Raw genomic sequence first — 21,334 nt, 5'->3', positions numbered from 1 at the left:
CTTTCTCCAACCTTAACGCTGTTTTACAGCGTTAAAGTCCATGCTTTTACGTCAGGCGCTGCTTTAAAGCTGAATTTCAATCTTATCTCACCTGAAATGCTGTCCGCGCTGCACTTTCTCCAACCTTAACGCTGTTTTACAGCGTTAAAGTCCATGCTTTTACGTCAGGCGCTGCTTTAACGCTGAATTTCAACCTTATCTCACCTGAAGTGCCTGAATAGAGCCCTAGAATTCCCTTAATAGAAGTTCCCTCTTGAGAGGCTCATCTCTCAGAGTGTCGAAGTTGTTTTTCTAACCATCACGCAAGAAAATCACATTACGGGAGGAAGAAGGCCGCCCTCACATAGATTTATCTACTTTTTAGGACGGCCCTCTCGTTTCCCCTGACCTTAAGCACATTTCCCATCCCTATCGCACGTTTCCAACCCCACTACACATTTCTCATCTCTATCACACGTTCCCATCCTTACGGCATACTTCCCATCCCTACCTTACGCTTCCATTCCAACCACAGTTTTTCAGCCTTACAACGCGACTTTTATCCATTCCTGTATCACGACGCTAAACCTTCTGCAGCAAAATCAACGTTTCCTCATAGGAGTTGCAGACCCTCGGAAAAACAACGAGCGACAAGGGACGAGAGGCCACCAGCTTGGTCATGACTTCATTCCAATCATACCAATTGTTGACATGAGTACCGTGATCCTGCTTCTCTTTGACTGTCGTAGCACCCAAGCCATAAAAGAAATTTACCAATATATACTTCTGGCTGACACGGTAAAGCTCCTCAAAGCCTTTCTCCCACGTGTCCAAATGATTCAATACATCCTTGCAGTACACCAGCTCGAATGTATTGTCAGCGAAGGGCAGGCTGTAAATGTCAGCTAACTGGAATTTCCCATTTGGATAAAGACGTTGGCAGTGCTCGATCATCTGCGGGGTAATGTCTACGCCTGTATAATCAATGCTCGGACGTGTTTGAGAGGCTCCTACATAGTCGACGCCAGGTCCGCATCCCACTTCAAGGATCGTTTGAATCTGCAAGTGGCCAACCAAATCCCGGAACAGCTTCCGTATCGATTTGTTATACCCTTCCTCGTCTGTCTGCAAAAATTCAACTGGATCGACATGATCCCAATAAGTCGTCATATTTCACTACTCCTTCAATTCAAATAAGCAGCTCATTGTTCATTCAGAAAGCGCATGGAGAACGAGCAGATCCGGAAGCGTATAATCCTTGGGCAGCGAAGTTTTCACCTGATTCCAAATGACGTAATCAACCAGCTGATTAAAATTTGAGGTTTGAACAGCAAACAAACAATTGTACAAGTCGCCAAGCACTAAAAATCGGGGGGAATCCATACCCAGCTCCTCCTTTGATCACTTCATGCTGAGTGCTCTCTCATAAACGTCAAGCACCCGTCCCATCATAAGATCCATGGACCAATGATGCTGTGCCCATGCCTTGGCATTCCGGCCGAATTCTCGCCGGACCTTCTCGTTTTGCAGCAAGAACGCCATGTGCAAGGCTAAGGTATACGAATCTCCCACAGGTGAAATCAATCCTGTATGCCCGTGATCAACCATTTCCGGCAATCCCCCAGCATTCGAAACGACGGCAGGCAATCCGGCAAACTGCGCTTCCACCACGGAATAAGGTTGATTATCCTGCAAGCAGGGATGAGCAAAAATATCAGATTGCTGCAATAAAGCAGGCACGTCATCCCGGCGTCCCAAGAATGCAACCTCTTGCTGCAAGCCCAGCGCCAGGCTGAGCTCTTCCAATTCGGTACGCAATTCCCCATCTCCAACAATCCAGCATACCCAATCCTGCCGAATCTTCTTGAGTTGCGCCAAAGCCGAAATCAGCACATTTATTCCTTTGACAAACACAAGTCTAGCTGGACAAATGATCACTTTCTTGCCTTCGGGACGCCGAATCGTCGTGCTTCTCTTACTCTTCACTGCAAAATCTTTCACGTCAAACCCATATTGAAACACCGTGACCTGCCCCTGGGGAACAGCGAATTCATTAATTAACATATCCTTCATCCAATGGGTGGATGTGACCGTAATATCGCAGGAAGAAGCGCCATAGTGCTCAAGACTGCGGAAATATTTCAGCTCCGGCGAGCTTTCGGTAATGCCAAGCTGCGGATTCAACTGGTAATGAAGCATCATCTCTGTCGCTACACAGCCGTGAATATGCGCAACATGTGCGACATGCTTAGGCTTCACCCGGCTGATTGAACGCGTAGATAGCACATCTTGCGTATGGATGAGATCATACTGGCTTAGATCAAAATAGGCAGCAGACAGCTCCAGGCAATAGCGTTCATATTCATAGTAGCGAACAATCGGGCTCAAATTCAGCAAAGGCTGATTATGTGCATTCAGCTTCGTTTCGAGCAGCGGCAGAAGCTGGGCTTTGGCGACTTCCAGGTTGCGATTCACCATATGGATTTTCAAATAATCCGGGCTGTTGCCAAGCATATCCACGACATGCCCCATGGACTCCAGCCGCTTCTTGAGCTGCTCCATGAATGCCCATACACCGCCAACATGGGGAATCAGCCAGTGTGTTGCCAACAGTATTTTCACAAATCCCCCTCATTTCAAAAAGAACTTTCCTCCAACTGGCGTATCCGATAAGTTAAAGCCTTCGCATATTGCCGCTGAACAGCCTCATATTCGGAAAACATCTCCGACTGATGGCGGACAGTGCCCATGCGCTCATGAAATCGGTACATCGTCAAAGGTTCGGGTACATAATCGAATTTAACACCATGCAGCATGAGGCGAACCCACATGTCATAATCCTGAGTAAAGCGTAATTGCTCATTAAAGTAACCCGATATGTCGAATACGGATCTCTGCACCATGATCGTACAACCATTAATAGGATTAAGACCTTTAATAAAACCTTGGCATAGGGCAATCTCACCAGGCATGACATGACCGATATTTCTTTGATAAATATGGCTATTTGCGTCCATTGCATCATAAGGCGTATAGCTGACTAACGAGTCATTACGCAGCATGAACGATAGTTGATTTTGTATTTTCTGGGGATAGAACATATCATCCGAACTCAGCCAAGCCATATAAGTGCCTGAAGCCATACGTATTCCGTGATTTAACGCACTGGCCGTTCCTCCGTTTTTTTTGCCCAAATAGTGGACCTTATTCTTAAACGGAAGGATTAGGTCAGCATGCTGGGTAGACCCGTCGTCTACAACAATAATTTCGATGTTGGGGTACGTCTGCTGCAGAACGCTTTGAATAGCTTGATGCACATAGGAACAATTATAAAAAGGGATGATGACGGATACGAGTGGGTGCATCGGTATTACCCCCCCATTTGATGGACATAATTCAGCAGACGATCTCGGTAGTAAGCTTGAATATGTTCAATTTCACTCAAAATCGCCGGCCAATGCTTTTTAGTTCCCATTTCCCCATGCCAACGGTACATCGTCAGCGGGATATTCAAATAATGAATATGAACTCTTCCTAGTAAGGTCCGAATCCATAGATCGTAATCCTGCGTATAGAGTAGACTTTCATTAAAATAACCGATGTAGGTAAATAGTTCTTTTTTCAACATCACTGTACATCCGTTGATCGGATCAAAGCTCATAAATGCGCGAACAAGCTCAGTCTGATTCGGAAAGAACAGCGACTTATGACGACCAATCACATTGTTATAGCCATCTATTTCGTCAAAAGAGGTATAACTGATCGAAGAATGATGCTCCAGCATGAACAGCAATTGGCGTTCCACCTTATCCGGATACAGCATGTCATCCGAGCTGAGCCAGACAATATATTGCCCCGTTGCCATCCGGATGCCATAGTTCAGAGCGCTCCCCGTTCCGCCATTCGCTTTGCCCAGATAGTGAATTCGGGACAGAAATGGAGCAATTTTCTCTTGATGACTTGTAGAGCCATCATCTACCACGATGATTTCGATGTTCGGGTAGGTTTGACCTAACGCACTCACAATAGCTTGTTCAATATAAGGATCGTTATAGAAGGGGATAATGATGGATACTTTCGGATACATGCTTTCACCTCTAACCATGCGATATGCCTTGCTAGCGAAAATAAATGAGCGCATCTCGTAACGACTCCTCGAAGCTATAGGCAGGATGCCATCCCAATGCAAGAAGCGGCTGTATGTCGATAGGCTCAGGAGGCAAGTAGTCGCTTAATAAGCCTGACTGGATCAGAAGTTCCCCGTTAATCAACGGTTTCAATGTATCCACGATCGTGCCAAGCGTGCGATTCCTCCCTGAAGCTACCGGATACACCATGCTGGGAGTTCCCTCTTCAAGGATAAGAGCATAAGCGGCAACAGCATCTCTAACATCCACATAGTCTCGTTCTTCAACCCTAGAAGAGAGCTGGAAGGGAGCAGACTGGACGCCAGCCTCAACAGCCGCAGAAGCTCTGGCCAACAACCCGCAGATCCCGTTGGAAGGACCAGGGCCAATCAGATTGGAGGGCCTGGCAATCATAAGCTGCTGTTTGAACAGATGTGCCCATCCGAGCGCACCCCAAGTTTGAAAAGATTTGCTCAAACTATAGGGATGCGAAGGAACTTCCCCATCGGCGGGGACATAGCTGAGCATGGAGCCCGTGACGACGATCCGGCAGTGAGGCACCCTGCGCAGAGCATCCAGCAAATACAGGGTAGACATCATATTCGTCTCCATGTACAGCACAGGCTCCTGCCAAGAACCCTTAACCGCATTTTTGCCAGCCAAATGCAGCACATAATCTGGCTGAATCTCATCAATTAGCGCGTACACCTGCTCGGCTTGAGTCAGATCACAGACGCAGGATTGCACGCCTGTTACCGAAGACTCCTTATAACGTGTTACAGCAGCAACGCGCAGTCCCTTTTGTACAAAATGTCGACAGGCGTGCTCCCCTGTAAAACCATTCGCACCCGTTATAAGAATCGATTTCATTGGGCGCACATCCAGTTTTTCAGTTCCCGCAGCATGGCTTCATAACCCTTAACTTCGTAGTGAAAGTCCGTTCGGCTTTGCTGAAGCGTCCGATCCAGCTTCACTTTATCATCCTCACGAATGAGGACATCGTCCTTCTGAAAGACATGTTGAAACAGCTTCAACAGTTCGAACTTGCTGATAGGCTCCGGCGCCGCAATGTTGAGGATCCCCGATATGGGATCCTCCTCCATCGCATGACGAATACAATGGGCAAGCTCCAACGTCGTAATGCCATTCCACCAAGCTTGGCTATAGCCGCTAATGACACCCTGCTGTTGGAGAAACCAGTGCAGAAGACCAATACCGTGCGTACTGACCTCAGGTCCGATGATGGAGGTTCGAATCGTCAAGTGCGGTTTCGCCGTTACTTCTCCCAGTGCCTTCGATCTGGCATAGACGGAAGTTCCATCCGGCTCATCCTCCTCGGTGTGTCCACCTTTTTCTCCCGAGAACACACAATCCGAGCTGATATGAATTAATTTACCGCCTACGCGATCCAGCGCTTGAGCGATTTTATGGGGGAGCAGACCATTGATCCAATAGGCTTTCTGCGGATTCGCTTCAGCGAATTGATTCAATATCCCCATACAATTAATCGCAATATCCGGCCGCACAGCTTCGATTACCTTTTCCAGCAAAACCTCATCCTCTGCGTCCAGATACAGTCCTTCTGACTGCGTTTTGTCTCTTGTCGTGTAATAAACCTGATAGCTGCTGCATGTCTGGAAATAAGAAACAAGCATACTTCCTAACATTCCTCGTCCACCAAGGATGAGCAGCTTTTGCTTCATCTCAAAAACCCCCCGCGCACGAGCAGCGATTTGATCTCCTCTTTACTCATCAAAGGCCCCTCCGAACTAAAGCTTTCGAAAGGTACTTTCGGATAATTCGCGTAGTATTCACGAAGACCAGGAATATCGATGGTCGGTAGAATGGCTAAATACTGATCATCATAGGCCACGGTATAATGACTTTCGAATTCGGACAGCAGGATTTCGTGAATCTTCTCACCTGGCCGAACGCCAAGCTCGATGACTTCGACATCTTTCTTGCCCATTTCTTCCATCAAGACTTCGGCAAGATCCATAATTTTGCATGTCGGCATCGTCATGACGAAGATTTCTCCGCCCTTCCCTTCCTTCGCTCCGCGCAGCAGGAGCGCAATGGCTTCTTCTTTGGTCAGGAAGAAGCGGGTCATTTCTTTGTCCGTAATGCCGATTTGATTCTTCTCGCGAATTTGTTTCATGAACAAATGAATGACGCTGCCGTTCGTGCCGAGTACGTTGCCGCCACGCACACATAAGAACTGCGTGTAATCACTGAGCAGATTCGCATGCACAATCAATTTCTCGCCGATGGCTTTGGTCATCCCATAGAAGTTGGATGGATTCGCCGCTTTATCTGTTGAAATATTAATGACTTTCTTCACTTTGTTCTCGATCGCCGCTTCAATCACATTTTGAGTGCCAACAACGTTTGTTTTCAAAGCTTCATAAGGCTGATCCTCACAAACAGGCACATGTTTCAGCGCCGCTAAGTGGAATAAGTAATCCACTTTCTCACAAGCTTTGGTTAGCGCATCCTTATCTCTGACATCGCCGATGCAGAACGACAATCGGGGATCCTCAAAGGTCCGTTTCATGGCAACTTGTGTGGATTCGTTTCGGGAGAATACAATAATCTTCTTAGGATTTTCCCTAAGCAGCTGTTCAATGAGCTCGTAACCCCAGGATCCGGTTCCGCCGGTCACCAAGATTGTCGCGTTAGTAAACATGCTTTTTACCTCCTAATAAATATTGAATGACTTTCTGCGATACATTCGTATCCAGATAACCATCCGGGCATTGCCAGTTTGCCGGGAAGCTCACCATGACCTTGACTGCGTTCAAAATTTGCTCGGCCTGGAGACCTGATACGACATTGCTGCCGCAATCAACCGTTTCTGGACGTTCCGTTGTTGTTCGAATCGTAACGGTAGGCACATGGAAAATGCAGCATTCTTCCTGTACCGTACCGCTGTCCGTCAAGGCGCAGCATGCGTGCTGCTCCAAATGAACAAAGTCAAAAAAACCAAAAGGCTCATGGAATTGAACGAGTGGATGCATGACCGTGCCCTCCTGCTCAAGCCTTGCTTTCGTCCGTGGATGAATGCTGCAGATAACCTTGTGACCGAAGGCCTCCGCCACCAGGTTGAGCCCTTGAAGAATTTGGGCAAGCCGCTCCGGATGGTCAACATTCTCAGCACGATGCGTTGTCACTAAGAAATACGGTTCATCGGTTAAGCCAAGCCGCTCTATAATCGTGCTTTCCTTAATTTGCGTTTCATAATGTTTCATGACCTCATAGATGGGATTGCCGGTTACGATGATGCGATGACTCGGCACGCCTTCCCTGAGCAAATTATCTCGGCTGTATCTCGTATAAGGCATATTAATACTGGAAATAGCATCGATCACTTTGCGATTCTTCTCTTCCGGTACTGCCAGATCGAAGCAGCGATTGCCCGCTTCCATATGAATGACCGGGATGCCCATCCGCTCAGCCAGGATGCTGCTAAGTGCGCTGTTCGTATCCCCGAGCACGAGCACTTTATCCGGTCGCTCTTGCATCAATATGCGCTCGAGCTCGGCGAACAGCACCGAAAGCTGTCCGCCCAGCGTATTCGACTGGTTATGAAGTCGATAATCCGGCTGCCGCAGCCCCAGCTCTTCGAAGAACACATCGCTGAGCGTAGGCGTGAAATTCTGACCTGTATGAATCAAAATGTGGGAGTCAGCCAACTCATCCAACTTCTGAATGATTAGACTCAACCGAATAATTTCAGGTCGGGTTCCGAGCACCGTTGCGATTTTCATTTTCTTCCTCCTACCTTCGCAAAGCTTTTGTGACGCAGCTTCTGCCTGGCAGAACTTTTGGCCCCACGTCGGCTTTTCGCTCTGCGCACATGTACTCCCCGTTTGGTCACTTTGATTTTCCGGGAAGCCGCTTTTCGCCTGCGCGCTTTAAACCCACCCTTCGCAAATCGCTTTCCGCTTCTTCTGAGCTTTGCCCCTTTTTTCAATCTTTTGCGCAAACGGCGTTTCGCTTTGATCTTAGACCTTCTTCTCGTTGACGCCTTGCTGGATCCCCAAACGATAGGATGACCGAGCGCATAAGTCGCAAGCTCCTTCTCGGGCAGCTGGACAACCTGATCAAGGTTATAGCCATAATGATGCATCGCTGCTTCTGAGCTGAAGGGATAGCGTATGCCATGCTGCATGAGATAAACCGTCGGCCCCAATCCCTTGGCTATATAGATCGCCGGAGCATGCTTCAAGAATGGTTCTTCCGCACGAATCGACAGCCCTGTCGGGTGGGAGGTTAACTGCCGATCATTTACAATACCGACCCGATTCCAATCCAATTTGTAAAAGTGGAAATCATAACCGGTCGAAACCGGACGTTTTTGACCTTGTTCAATGAGGAATACGGTGTGCGAAGCCTCCCCTTTCAAGAGGAACTGATTCGGAAATTGAGGTGCGCTAAGACGAGCTGATCTGCTTTCCTGCAAGTGTGGACGGATGCGAGCCAGGAAGTGCTCCAGCTTGCTGCGATAGGCATCGATGCCGAATACTTGCCCGATAGCCTGACTGTTCGTCTTGCCCACCTGCTGGCGTGCGATTTGATCAGAGACCAAATACTGTACTTTGCTCGTAAGATCACGAACATCGCCTTTGTTCGCCAGAAAGAGTTCATTGCCCGTCGAAGCCAGAATTTCGCTTAAGCCGCCAGAACGATAAGCTACAACCGCTTTGCCGAAAATGAGTCCTTCCAAAGCTGTAAGTCCGAAACCTTCGTTCAGCAGACTGGGGATAACAACGACATCCATCGCTGGGTAGACCGATTGAATATTGGGTTCGAAGGGAAGAATCGAGAATTGAGATGAGTAACCGGAGATTAAGATCATCTGAATGCAGGATTCCATATAAGCAGCGTCTGCTGGTTTGCCTGTAATCATAAAATGAGCCATCCGATTCGTTTCGCATATGTTGATGCCCATCTGAATGAAGTGATCCAGCCCTTTATTCGCATAGATATCGGAGGAGATGTAACCGACCACTGGACGTTCATCATAAATGCCAATCTCGGCACGCTTGTTCTGCCTTTTGACCGGCCATTCCCTAGCATCATACTGATCTGTGTGCCAGGAAGGGGGCAGCACGAATTTCTTCCGTTCCCGAATACGATGCAGCGGCTGCAGCGTCGTTTCGGATATGCCGATAATCCAGTCTGCATAGGTATCCATCAGGTCAGCACTGATGGATGCAAAGATGGTCGATTGGATCGTTTCGGCGATAATCCATGTGACCGGAATCCCTAATTTTCTGGCTGCAGCTGCTGGTAAAAGGTTAACACACGTGTTGGTGATAACCAGATCCGGTTCATGGATGAAGAGCAGATCCAGTAAGCCGGCCATATCGGCATGACCCAACAACTCTTGATGTAATTGTGGCAAAGCATCCGTTGGGTGATACATGTCATAGAGCAGCGGGAACGATTGAACGATCGTAGGAATGCCGTGACGTCTCGACTCTACGGCTAGCAGCCCTTCCTTTGGAACGACTAACGTGCACGCATAGTGACGTCCAAGTTCCAGCGTCATGAAGAGCAGCAGTTTTTCTGCTCCTGTAATATGCTCCGGATTGCAAATATGGGAAAACAAAAGCACTTTAGGCTGCTGTGGAGTCGACATGTGCAACATACCCGTTTCATGAACCGAGTATGGAATTCACCTCCTTTATACATACGTGAGCCAGCTATACCGCCGGGTTCTCCTGCTCTAAGGCGTAGCCTTGTGCGAAACCAATATTAAAACCCTCGTTATAAGCTTCATCGAAAGCCTTGTTATAGGTCGTTGTGCCAGCAAAGCCCCGTTTAGGTTGCCGAATCGCTCTGCGTTTGGACCGGAGTCGTGATGATTTCGGGAAACGAACTACCTTGGACTTTCTCTTGCCTACCAGCTTCTTCTTCAAACGAAGTTTGCTGGGAGCAGCGAATTTCTTTTTACGCACACCACTTTTAAGTGCGAGCTTACGCACCTTTGTCTTTTTGATCATCGTCATGCACCTCCTATTGTCCAAAAACAACCCTTAGCAGCGTTGATAGCCTATTCGCATAGGTATGGTCCCGCATCGTCCGGTATAAACCTCGCATCGCAATTTGTTTGCGTTCTTCTTCATGCGTCAGGTAATAATCCATTTTCTCCACTAATTCTTCAGGGGAAGAATAAGTCACAATATCATAATCCGGCGTGTAAAAGTTAACTAAATCTGCACGTAAATCCGTGATCTGCAGCACGCCGCAGCCCGAAATTTCAAAAGTTCGCGGATTGGGTGAAGCCCCCAAAATACGCCGGCTATTGTTGTTATACGCCTGATCATCGTAAGCACGGTGCATATTGATGACGATTTTGGCGCCATTGTAGGCCGTCGCTGTATGCTCAGGCGGCATCCAGGTATTAAGCTGAATTTGCGGGGCAAGCAGCTCATAGTGCTTCAACCTCTCCCACCAAATGCCGGAGATGAAAATACGTTTGTTAGCTAAATAAGGCGTTAATTTATCGAACATGGCAACTCGGTTCCAATACGCGGAGCCAATGAAACAGATATCACGCTCGTGCCCGTTCGGCACTGCCTTAGGTCGGAACATATCTGGTTGAAACGCTAAGGGCAAATAATGCACATGTGCACAGCCCATCTCCTGATACAAGGAGACACAGTTCACTTCCAGCGTAAACATGAAGTCATAGTGCGGAGCCATAGAGATGGTAAAATCGGTATAGTAAGGGTCATCCGTCAGCCAGATCGCCGTGCGAACCCCCATTCCGCGAATCCGGTCTACGACATCCAGCGAGAGATTCATCCCATCGAGTATTAACATCAGATCCGGCTTGTGGACAGCCGCAAGCGTTTCGAGATCGGATTCCGGGCTACCGATACGAATCGGATCGTTCGCGCAATTGCCAATGATCATTTCACGGACCAACGGCCGCAAGCTGCCGATAATCGCATGATCCAGAGGCTCATAAGGATAGCCCTTCCCAGATGTGACATACAGCACGCGGATATCCCATACAGGGGCGGCATCCCGATCCCGCATAGCTTTCTGGATGATAGCTTCTGACTGCCCCAACCGAACGCCATTGGCATACCCCGCCTCGTACCCATCTATAAATCCCTGTCTCACGGCATCGTTCTTATTGACTAAAGACATTTATCCCTCTCCTTTCTAGGCGAAGACAAGGTCCATTAATTTCACCAGTCGATTAGCGAAACTATGCTCGGCAATCGTTCTCCGCAAACCCTTCACCGCAATCCGTTGACGTTCATCTTCATGCGTCAAGTAGTATTGCATTTTCTGAACAAGCTCCTCCGCATTCATGAACGTTTCAATGTCTTGCCCAGGTGTATAGTAATACTGCAAATCGTGACGATAGTCGGTAATTTGCAAAGTCCCGCAGCCCGCAATTTCATACGTACGAGGGTTAATCGAATGACCTGGCAGATTACGGCTATTCTTGTTATAGGTCTCGTCATACGTCAGCCGATGTACATTGATCACAATTTTAGCGCCGCTATAATATTTCACGGACTCTTCAATGGGAATCCATTGCAGCTTAATGCCTTTCTTTAACAGCTCAAATTGACTTAATTGTTCCCATAGTGCCCCAGCAATCAGCACCGTTTTATTCTTTAAGAACGGAGTCAGCTTGTTAAAGAGGTCAATGCGGTTCGGAAACCCATTCCCGATGAAACAGACATCACTGCGATACGCAGGCTCGACTTGAAGCGGCTTGAACACACGTGTATTCACCGCAAGCGGCAAGTAGTGGACCTGCGCGCAGCCCATCTCCCGATAGAAGGCAATACAGCTCATTTCATGTGTAAACACATAATCATAATGCGGCGCCAGAAAAGCAGTTTGATCCGTAAAATAAGGATCATCGGCAAACCAGATAGCCGTTCGGATGCCCATTTCCCTAATCTGATCGATATGAGCGGTATGTTCAGCTGGGAAAACATGAAGTCCATTCATGACAAGCACCAAATTCGGGCGAAGCTCATCTGCGAGCCTAAGCATGTCAGGCGCTGTTGCCGTAAACACTTCGCGAACCGTATCTTGCAAGCCTTGGGTTATGCCTTGATCAATCGCGTCAAATCCCTGAACAATGAACAGCACTCTTGCCTCTCTAAGCGGCATCGGAGCAGGCATCGTGGTCTCCATAACGGATTGGCATCTGCCCATCCGCCGTCCATGCTCAAGCCCTGTGCGGAATCCTCGCCTTCTTCCCTTCAACAGTCGAACAGCAACTTTCTTGCTCATCTCACACCTTCTTATCCATAACAGCTTGAACATCATGATCCACTTGCAGAAAAAATCGCAGGGCTGATTGCCAATCCCGAATAGGAGTAAAGCCATTATCCGCTATCGCCCTGTGTTCAAAAGCTGAATACATGGGTCGCACAGCCGGCATCGGGAACAAGTCAGATTGGACAGGTTGCAAAGCCACATGCTCCATACGAGCCACCTTCAAAATCTGTTCAGCGAATTCATATCGGGAGCAAACCCCTTGGTTGGAGGCATGATAAATGCCATATCGGTTTGATTCCACCAGTTCTCTGATAAAAATCGCTAAATCCAAACAATAGGTAGGTGAGCCAAACTGATCATTAACGATGGATAACGGTCCGCCTGATCTTGCTTTTTCCAACACTTTGGTTACAAAATTAGCCCCTTTGGTACCGTACAACCAGGACGTTCTCACGATAAAATGCTTCGAGGAGGTCATTCTCACGAACTTCTCTCCAAGCAGCTTGGAATGACCGTACACATTGCCGGGATTGGTGCTATCTTGCTCCTCATAAGGTGTTCCTTTGGTGCCATCGAAAACATAGTCCGTGCTGACATAAACAAGCTTGGCTCCGATTTGCTCGCAAGCCTTTGCTATATGCAGCGACCCCATCGCATTCACGTCATAGGCAAGCTCGGTCTCCACTTCAGCTTGATCAACATTCGTATATGCAGCTGCATGAATCACTACGTCAGGACGTTCTTTGAGTAAAATGTCCATCACCTGCTGCTCATTGCTCACATCCAATTGATCTCTGCGCCAAGCGGTCACCTGATGAACAGGTTTGAACACGCGGATCAGATCGTAGCCCAATTGTCCACCCGCACCGGTAATTAATATGTTCATGAACGATCAGCTTCTGTGTCATCACGGTAGGAGCCATTGGCAATACGTTCACACCAAACTTGTTCTTGCACATACCAATCGATCGTTTTTTGGATGCCGGTTTCGAACGTGTAGGATGGCGCCCACCCCAGTTCACGCGCAATTTTGGAACTGTCAATGGCATAACGGCGATCATGCCCCAGTCGATCCGGTACAAAATGTATAAGTTCATCAGGCTTGTTAATTGCTTTCAGAATGCTTTTGACCACATCCACATTCGTACGCTCCTGATGCCCGCCAATATTATAGACTTGCCCAGGCACACCATCTTGAATAACGCGATCGATAGCCGAGCAGTGATCGTCAACATACAGCCAATCGCGTACATGTAAGCCGTCACCGTAAATCGGGATCGGTTCATCACGAAGCGCTCGTGTGATAATGAGCGGAATTAATTTTTCCGGAAATTGCCGTGGACCGTAGTTATTCGAACAGCGAGTGATAATCGCCGGGAATCCATACGTTTCGTAATAAGCCCGAACGATTAAATCCGACCCGGCTTTACTCGCGGAATAAGGAGAATTGGGGGCGATCGGCGTCATTTCCGTAAAAGCTCCATCGATCCCTAAAGTGCCATAGACTTCGTCCGTTGAGACATGGACAAACTTCTTCACTTGATTTCTTTTGGCTGCTTCAAGCAAGCTCTGTGTCCCTAGCACATTGGTCATGACAAAGTCGCGCGGACTATGAATGCTCCGATCCACATGAGATTCGGCCGCGAAATGAACGACCACATCAACACCCTGCTGCATCAACTGGCTCATCAGAGCTTCATTGCCAATATCCCCTTGTACGAACTGGTACCCAGCTTGCCCAACTAAAGACGCGACATTGCCCTTGTTTCCCGCATACGTAAGCAAATCTACATTTATCAGATGATCTTGCGGATGATGCTGCTTCCAATAGTGAATGAAGTTACTTCCAATAAACCCCATTCCTCCAGTCACAAGAATAACTCCCATCTAGCTGTCCTCCTTTCGTAGAAAAAGAGTGGCCTGGAAGAGAGATTCGTGGGTTCCAGCATCAATCCACCAGCCTGAGAAGAACCCATGTGATAGCTTGCCGGCGGCTGCGTACACATTGTTCACATCAGTAATTTCCAATTCTCCGCGATTGGAAGGGGTTTGCGTCTTCATGATGTCGAACACAGCAGAATCGAATAAATAAATGCCTGTCACGGCATATTGGGAAGTCGGATGCTCCGGTTTCTCATCAATTCGTTGGATGATGCCGTCTTTCATACAAGCAACGCCATATCTTCGCGGATCCGCCACCTCTTTTAGAATGACCATTGCTCCCTCAAGCTGATTCTTGAAGGTATCTATCATCGGAACCAAGGAATCTTCGAACAGATTATCACCAAGCAGAACGACGAACTTCTCTCCAGGCTGGATGAAAGCATCCGCTAGCGCCAACGCCTCGGCAATGCCTCCGGCTTTCTCTTGGAGCTTATAAGTAAGTCGAACGCCGAACTTGTCGCCACCGCCCAAATACTCTAAATACAAGCCAGCGGATTGCTTTCCCGTAATCAGTAAAACATCCTGTATCCCAGCTTTGCTTAATTTCTCAATGGCATATTGAATCATGGGCAAATCACCGACTGGAAGCAAATGTTTATTGATGATGTTCGTCAGAGGACGTAAACGGCTTCCGGTTCCTCCCGCCAGTACAACACCCTTCACAAGACATACCCCTTTCCAAGCGTTATAATGGTGCGATTGTCACATCCACTTCTTTAATCATATGCTTTCGTGATAAATGGAAATTGGACGAATATCCCAGAATCGAAAATTGGACATTCAACCATGAACCAGATATCGCTCCTGGCAAGCCAAAAAAAACGGCCAGCTCGCATAATCTGCGATGCCTGCCGTTTTTTCATCTTCCTTCTACTTATGGCTTCTTCCCGATGGCAATCCAGTTCACAACCCCTTGCTGATCTGGCGAGAATTTGGCCCGGATAACCGATATAACCGCCTTATCCAACGATTTGCTTTTGACGGACACATAGCATGCCGAGTGGTTCGTCATCGCTGTCAGAACGTAATTCTCATCCGCGAATATCTCATCAAATTGCAGAACCGCCTCGATATGCTCATCTTGGATTTTCAACTCAAAAGGAACAAGACCGAATTGCTGCACGACATTTTTCTGCGTTCCCGCTACTTGCAGAACACTCTCGGCCAGTTTCGTTACCTTCAGAGAACCGTCCGCGATATGCTGGTTGCCGATCGCATCCGGTTTCAATTTCTCCCCATCGATGCTGCCAGTGGCCAGCTTCGTGCCTTCTACGCTGCCGTCGATCAAGTGTAGACTGCTCACCGATCCAAGACATAGCTTGCTGCTGTCTACACTGCCGACAGATAGTTTACTGCCATCTACACTGCCCGCTGCAAGATGAACGTTGTTTACGGCCGAATACGCCAGCTTGCTGCCATCGATGCTTCCCACTGTCAGCTTGGAGCCTTCCAGCGCACCGTCAGCCAAATGGCTGCTGCCAACGGCACCGGCAACCAGCTTGCTGCCATCGACGCTGCCTGCGGCCAGCTTCGTGCTGTCTACCGAACCCGCAGCTAAGTGACTGCTGCTTACAGCGCCGATTGCGAGCTTCGCGCTGTCGACACTGCCTGCGGCCAAGTGGTAGCTGCTGATGGCACTCGACGCCAGTTTGCTGCCGTCGATACTGCCAGCGGCCAGCTTCGCTCCGTACAGGGCGCCATCCGCAAGGTGGTCGCCATTGACTGAGCCAGCAGCTAGCTTGCTGCCGTCGACACTGCTTGCTGCCAGCTTCGCTCCGTCCACAGCGCCATCAACGATATGCGCATTGCTGATGGAAGATGCGGTCAGCTTGCTGCCGTCAATGCTTCCTAATGCTAGTTTGACGCTGTCCACCGCACCGTCAGCGAGATGGTAACTGCTGATGGCACCGGCAACCAGCTTGCTGCCATCGATACTGCCGATGGCCAGCTTCACGCTGGTAATAATGCCAGAAGCGAGATGTTCGTTGCCAATTGCGCCTTCCGCAATCTTACTGCCATCAATGCTGCTTGCGGATAGCTTCGAATTCGTTACAGCTCCTGGAGCAATATGATCGCTATTAATTGAACCTGATACCAGCTTGCTGCTGTCTACACTGCTTATGGCAAGCTTAGCGCCATTCACTGCGCCGTCCTGCAAGTGCTCGCTGCCTACAGCCCCAAGCGTCAGCTTACTGCTGTCCACACTGCTTTCCCAAAGCTTAGTGCCATCAACAGCGCCAGGTGCGATATGGTTGCGATCCACCGCGCCGAAGGCCAACTTCGAACCATCCACGCCATGCTCTGACAGATGCTCACGGAGAATGGCTCCCGTTACGATTTTACTGCTGTCTACACTGAGCGGCGCTAACTTAGCTGCATCTACCGCGTGATCCAGCAGATGTTCATTGCTGACTGATCCAGCGGTCAACTTGCTGCCGTCAACACTTCCGGTAGCCAATTTCACCCCATAAACCGCACTATCCGCCAAATGGTAATTATTCACTGAGCCAAGCGTCAATTTACTGCTGTCGACGGAGTTCGCAGCCAACTTTTCACTGTCAACAGAGCCAACGGCTAAATGTTCACCGCTAACTGCCCCAACCGACAGCTTCGCACCGTTAACAGAACCGGCAGCCAAGTGATCGCTTGCTATCGAACCATGGATAATTTTGCTACCGTCGATACTTTCCTTCGCCAGCTTCACTCCACTAATCGCATTGTCGGCGATATGCTCCTGTACGATCGTTCGCGCCGCTATTTTGGAACCTGTGATCGCGCCATCAGCCAAATGCTTCGCATGAAGCGCGCCAGCAACCAACTTACTGCCATGAATACTCTCATTCGCCAATTTAGCCGCAGTCACTGCGCCGTCAGAAATATGTTCCGTATGAATGGCTTTACTGGAAATCTTCCTGCCTGTTACGCTGACATCTGCCAGCTTCGCTTCGGTAATCGCATTTTGGTCTATTTTGCTGCTCGTAATCGCATGATCCTGAACAATCCAGGAGGAAATCGCGCCTGCTTGCAAATGTTGCGTGGCAACGGCCCCATTCGCCAGCTTATCTTCCGTTACCGCACCCTGGGCCAGCGTTTCGGAAGTGATGGAGTTTTCGATCAGCTTGCTGCCATCCAAACTTCGATCTGCAAATATGCCGAGCGTGATCGAACCCTGAGCCAAATGCTCAGAAGTAATCGCCCCTGGCTTAATATGAAATCCATCAATGATATTTTCTTGCAAATGGCGAATTTCAATCGACATCGAAGCCATCTTGCTGCTCGTCACAGCTTCTTCAGCAATTTTACTTGTCGTGATCGTTTCTTCTTGCACATGGCGTGTTGTAATCGCATCATCCGCGATATGCTTGCGCTCGATGGCATCCTCAGCAATTTGTTCCTTGCCGACGGCTTGCGGTGCAAGGTGACTCGTTTGAATAACCCCGCGCCCTAGCTTCTCTGCGGAGACTGCTCCGTCTTGGAGATGCTCCGCTCGAATGGCGCCGAATTGAACGTGCGTTTCTCCAATAGCTCCTCTGACGAGATGGTTGCTGCCAATAATTTCATCCTGCAAATGAGCTGCTTGAACGGCATGTTCAGCAAGCTTCTCCGAAGTCACACTGTCTGGTTTCAATTTGGAGGCATCTACACTTCTATCCGCCAATTTGGCCGTGAGAATCGCTCCATCTTCAATCTTGGAGCTGGATACTGCGTTTTCACCCAGATGTCCATTCCGAATCGCAAGCTGCCGAATATGCCGATCTTGCACAATATCATTGGCTAATTTGTCTGATGTAATGGATTCCGCTTGCAGCTTCTCCGTCGAAACCACGTTGTCGGCTAGGTGCGCATCCTGGATGATCCCCTCGTTAAGATGCTTGCCTTCAATAATTCCCTCTGCTAATTTAGCCGTTGTCACCGAGCCATCCTGGAGCTTCGCAGTCGAAATAATTTGGTCCGTTAAATGAGCCTGCTCGATCGCTCCTGCGTTTACGTGCTTGCCTTCAATGATTCCCTCATCTAATTTAGCGGCTGTCACCGATTGATCCCTCAGCTTTGAGCTGGATATCAGATTGTCAGCTAAATGGCCGCTCTCAATCGCATTGGCCTGAATATGCTTTCCTTCAATAATAGCTTTCGCCAATTTAGGAGATGTAATAGTTCCATCTAGAATGAGCGCTGACGTTATCGCGCCATCCGTAATATGTTCGGTTTCAATGGTATTCGCTGCGATGTGATAACCAGTGACCGCAGAGTCTTGCAAATGTTCCTCCTTCACAGAAGCTTTCATAAGATGCTTCGCTTCCACGGATTGCAGCGCCAGCTTTTGAGCCGTTACGGCTTGATCAGCCAACTCGTTCACCGTAACAGATTTCGGAGCTAATTTATCGGTTGAAACCGACTCGTTCTGCAAATGGAAACTTTCGACTGCGCCATCCGCAATATGAGTCCCATCGATTTGACCGGGTGCTATGCTGCGTTTCTGCACACTGCCGTCAGCCAAATGCTCATTGAAGATGATCTTCGGTTGAAAATGGACCGAGGTCAGGCTGCCGTTGGCAATCTTCTCTTCCGTCACCGATTGATCTCTCAATTTATCTGAGGTAATCGCCGCATCCATCAGCTTCGCTGTATCGATGATATAATTTGCTAAATGCTTTGCCTGCACCGCTCCACTATGGATTTTCTCCGATGTAATGGCTTGATTATCAATTAAATCGCTGGTGACAATTAGTTCTGATAAATGCTGCGGCAGAATCGAGCCATGCGCTAATTTCAAAGAATCAATCGTTTGATCCGCCAGTTTATCTGCCGTAATGCTATTATCCAGCAGCTTGCTGCCCGGAACACTTTGGTCTTGCAACTTATCCCCATCAATACTTTGGAGCGCAATATGCTCATCGTGAATGACACCGTCTGCGATCTTATCTCTCGTTACACTGGCCGGGGCCAGCTTGGAATGCTCAATGGCGAAGTCCTTAATCGCCCTGGAGCCAATGCTGAGCGGTTTGATTTTACTTTCATCCACCGAGCGATTCGCAATCTTCTCCCAAGTGACCGCTTCTTCCACAATATCGTCCGTATATACCACTGGATTCACGAATTTACCTGTTTTGCGTTCAGACAGCAATAAGAGCGGTGGAGCCGGAGTCGAGGTTGTCGAAACATTGGCAATTTTTGATGGTTTTGCATTCTCCGTTAAAGATGGCTTTCCCGCAGCCTTAGTCGGGGTAGGTGATGGTGTTTCCGTGATGATGGGCGTTTCTGTTTTTTCCTGCTTGGCTGCAACAGGTGGCGTTTCACTATCATCAAGCCATTTTAATTCATTCGTTCTGGAGTTCACTTTTTGCACATAAGGCCTTGAGGTACTGCTCTTACGCTTACTCATAGACTCCTCTCCATTCTCCAAGAATTAGTCACTTGTAACATATTCAGTCCACGCCCGATAGGTACGCTAGCCCGCAAAAATGTGCGCTAACCCAGATAAATGGTCAAGTTGACCAGTTCACTTAAACGTAAAATCCACACAGTAACTAGGACAAGTTACCTTGTTCCCTTTCACTCGTTATCTAAGCATCAGCGGATTATCTGAGAAATTATGGGTATCTGTGCCAGTAACCACCTGCTTTATCAGCATCTGTACAAACCAGCAGCCATGCTTTTCCATAAGCTGAGAAGAAGTCCAAATTTGAACCCAAGCCCCAGATGGAAAAGGAGGGAAGCTGATGACGAATCCCTATGTGGGTATTTTAGTCAACGATTCCTTATATGCAGGCATTCCCCTAGGGAACACACAGTATGAAGCTATTCAATTCTATGATGAAGCCGGCAAGCAGTATGGTGTAACTCCCTGTTATTTTCGTATACAAGATGTACAAATCGAGACCATGAAAGTTCATGCTTACGTGAAAGATGGCCTCAACTTCGAGCAGCTATGGCTGGATCTTCCCAAAGTCATTCATAATCGAGCCGTTTATCTGGATCAAGCATCTTATCAGAAACTTGAAGCATGGGCCCAGCATGGAATCATCCTGTTTAACCGTTGGAATCGCTACAGTAAGCTGCGCATACATGATATCCTGTTGAAAAATGACAGCATAAGGCCCCATCTCCCTGGCACTTATCCCGCTACCATGAAAAACATGAAGATCATGATGTCCGCCTACGATTCGCTCATTATTAAACCTACCAATTCGAGCATTGGCCGAGGTGTGATGAAGATGGATCGTTTGGCGCGCAGTTGGCAGCTCATCTATCCCGCAAGCATGAAGCTGAGCAACAAAATTTATCGTACCGTGCGCTTTCGGCAGTACTTCCCTTTAACGCTGCGTCATAAAATTCAAAGCCGCACCTACATGATTCAGCAACGCCTGCCGCTCGCCACCTTTGAGGGCCGCCCCTTCGATTTACGAATTTCGGCGCAGCGCGGCGCGACTGGCGAGTGGGGAATAACTGGTATCGTTGCAAAAGTAGCATCGCGCAAGCTCTTTCTGACCAATGTGGCACAGGGCGGTGAAGTCCGCACCTTGCCCGACATTTTAACTGCGGAGTACCCGCAGCTGGATCTCAAGCACGTACTGAGTCAAATTACCGACTTCTCGCTGCTGGTTGCCAGGCATTTGAGCACAGAACTCCCCTACTTGGCTGATGTAGGACTGGATGTCGGCATAACGAAGGACGGCTTTCCTCTCTTCATTGAATGTAACGGCAAGGACCAACGTTACAGCTTTTTGGAAGCCGACTTGCAGGACATATGGAAAGCAACCTACTACAATCCGATCGCCTACGCCAAATTTTTACTGGATCGCGGCGCGCCGGCCTTGTGACAATCTAGCTAGTTTGGTGCCTTATTGGAGGCTCGGTTGGAGCCTCGGCGGGCTTCGGCGTTTGGGCGGGGGCTCGGTTGGGGCTCAGTGGGCTCAGTCGGTTCGGCGGGGGCTCGGTTGGGGCTCAGTTGGCTCAGTTGGCTCAGTCGGTTCGGCGGGGGCTCGGTTGGGGCTCAGTTGGCTCAGTCGGTTCGGCGGGGG

At 48.6% G+C, this 21,334-nt stretch carries 18 protein-coding genes; 1 reads left to right on the top strand and 17 read right to left on the bottom strand.

Features of this window, described 5'->3' with window-relative positions; genetic code table 11:
* Positions 1-561: 561 nt before the first annotated feature.
* The 17 genes from IEY34_RS29225 to IEY34_RS29145 form a co-directional block, all read right to left on the bottom strand.
* Complete coding sequence (locus IEY34_RS29225) at positions 562-1,149, bottom strand: class I SAM-dependent methyltransferase (RefSeq protein ID WP_189018724.1); 588 nt, start codon at positions 1,147-1,149, stop codon at positions 562-564.
* Between the two features lie 39 nt (positions 1,150-1,188).
* A complete protein-coding gene (locus IEY34_RS29220) occupies positions 1,189-1,362 on the bottom strand; it encodes a hypothetical protein (protein WP_189018723.1) in 174 nt (57 codons plus the stop codon).
* 18 nt (positions 1,363-1,380) lie between these two features.
* A complete protein-coding gene (locus IEY34_RS29215) occupies positions 1,381-2,601 on the bottom strand; it encodes a glycosyltransferase family 4 protein (protein WP_189018721.1) in 1,221 nt (406 codons plus the stop codon).
* Between the two features lie 14 nt (positions 2,602-2,615).
* Positions 2,616-3,344: a glycosyltransferase gene (locus IEY34_RS29210; RefSeq protein ID WP_189018719.1), complete on the bottom strand. Its 729-nt coding sequence runs from the start codon at positions 3,342-3,344 to the stop codon at positions 2,616-2,618.
* A gap of 5 nt (positions 3,345-3,349) precedes the next feature.
* Positions 3,350-4,066: a glycosyltransferase gene (locus IEY34_RS29205; RefSeq protein WP_189018784.1), complete on the bottom strand. Its 717-nt coding sequence runs from the start codon at positions 4,064-4,066 to the stop codon at positions 3,350-3,352.
* Between the two features lie 31 nt (positions 4,067-4,097).
* The gene (locus IEY34_RS29200) at positions 4,098-4,976 is read right to left on the bottom strand and encodes an NAD-dependent epimerase/dehydratase family protein (RefSeq protein ID WP_189018717.1); all 879 of its coding nucleotides are present in this window, start codon (positions 4,974-4,976) and stop codon (positions 4,098-4,100) included.
* A complete protein-coding gene (locus IEY34_RS29195) occupies positions 4,973-5,809 on the bottom strand; it encodes a dTDP-4-dehydrorhamnose reductase family protein (RefSeq protein ID WP_189018715.1) in 837 nt (278 codons plus the stop codon). Before IEY34_RS29195 ends, IEY34_RS29200 begins: the two co-directional genes overlap by 4 nt.
* Entirely contained in the window at positions 5,806-6,792 is a 987-nt protein-coding gene (locus tag IEY34_RS29190) for an SDR family NAD(P)-dependent oxidoreductase (protein WP_189018713.1), read from the bottom strand. Before IEY34_RS29190 ends, IEY34_RS29195 begins: the two co-directional genes overlap by 4 nt.
* On the bottom strand, positions 6,782-7,873 hold the full coding sequence (wecB, locus tag IEY34_RS29185) for a non-hydrolyzing UDP-N-acetylglucosamine 2-epimerase (RefSeq protein WP_189018711.1): 1,092 nt from the start codon (positions 7,871-7,873) through the stop codon (positions 6,782-6,784). The genes IEY34_RS29190 and wecB overlap by 11 nt, the downstream gene beginning before the upstream one ends.
* Entirely contained in the window at positions 7,870-9,750 is a 1,881-nt protein-coding gene (locus IEY34_RS29180) for a glycosyltransferase family 4 protein (protein ID WP_189018709.1), read from the bottom strand. Before IEY34_RS29180 ends, wecB begins: the two co-directional genes overlap by 4 nt.
* A 64-nt stretch (positions 9,751-9,814) precedes the next feature.
* Positions 9,815-10,114 carry a hypothetical protein gene (locus tag IEY34_RS29175; protein ID WP_189018707.1) on the bottom strand — a complete coding sequence of 100 codons (300 nt, stop codon included), beginning with the start codon at positions 10,112-10,114 and terminating at the stop codon, positions 9,815-9,817.
* 13 nt (positions 10,115-10,127) lie between these two features.
* Positions 10,128-11,270 (bottom strand): CgeB family protein, encoded by a 1,143-nt coding sequence (locus IEY34_RS29170; protein WP_189018705.1) that lies wholly within the window; start codon positions 11,268-11,270, stop codon positions 10,128-10,130.
* A gap of 15 nt (positions 11,271-11,285) precedes the next feature.
* Positions 11,286-12,380: a CgeB family protein gene (locus IEY34_RS29165; RefSeq protein WP_189018703.1), complete on the bottom strand. Its 1,095-nt coding sequence runs from the start codon at positions 12,378-12,380 to the stop codon at positions 11,286-11,288.
* A 1-nt stretch (position 12,381) separates the two neighbouring features.
* Complete coding sequence (gene rfbD / locus IEY34_RS29160; protein WP_189018701.1) at positions 12,382-13,254, bottom strand: dTDP-4-dehydrorhamnose reductase; 873 nt, start codon at positions 13,252-13,254, stop codon at positions 12,382-12,384.
* Positions 13,251-14,255, bottom strand: a complete 1,005-nt coding sequence (rfbB, locus tag IEY34_RS29155; RefSeq protein WP_189018699.1) for a dTDP-glucose 4,6-dehydratase — start codon at positions 14,253-14,255, stop codon at positions 13,251-13,253. The genes rfbD and rfbB overlap by 4 nt, the downstream gene beginning before the upstream one ends.
* Positions 14,256-14,975 (bottom strand): sugar phosphate nucleotidyltransferase, encoded by a 720-nt coding sequence (locus tag IEY34_RS29150; protein ID WP_189018697.1) that lies wholly within the window; start codon positions 14,973-14,975, stop codon positions 14,256-14,258.
* A 211-nt stretch (positions 14,976-15,186) separates the two neighbouring features.
* Positions 15,187-19,695: a WIAG-tail domain gene (locus IEY34_RS29145; protein ID WP_189018695.1), complete on the bottom strand. Its 4,509-nt coding sequence runs from the start codon at positions 19,693-19,695 to the stop codon at positions 15,187-15,189.
* A gap of 337 nt (positions 19,696-20,032) precedes the next feature.
* Here IEY34_RS29145 and IEY34_RS29140 point away from each other — a divergent pair, with 337 nt between their 5' ends.
* Positions 20,033-21,133 (top strand): YheC/YheD family endospore coat-associated protein, encoded by a 1,101-nt coding sequence (locus IEY34_RS29140; protein ID WP_189018693.1) that lies wholly within the window; start codon positions 20,033-20,035, stop codon positions 21,131-21,133.
* The last annotated feature ends 201 nt before the right edge of the window (positions 21,134-21,334 follow it).

This window comes from Paenibacillus marchantiophytorum (assembly GCF_014640555.1).
Lineage (GTDB): Bacteria > Bacillota > Bacilli > Paenibacillales > NBRC-103111 > Paenibacillus_E > Paenibacillus_E marchantiophytorum.
Note: the sequence above shows the minus strand (reverse complement) of the source record. Positions and strands in the feature narration are given on the sequence as shown.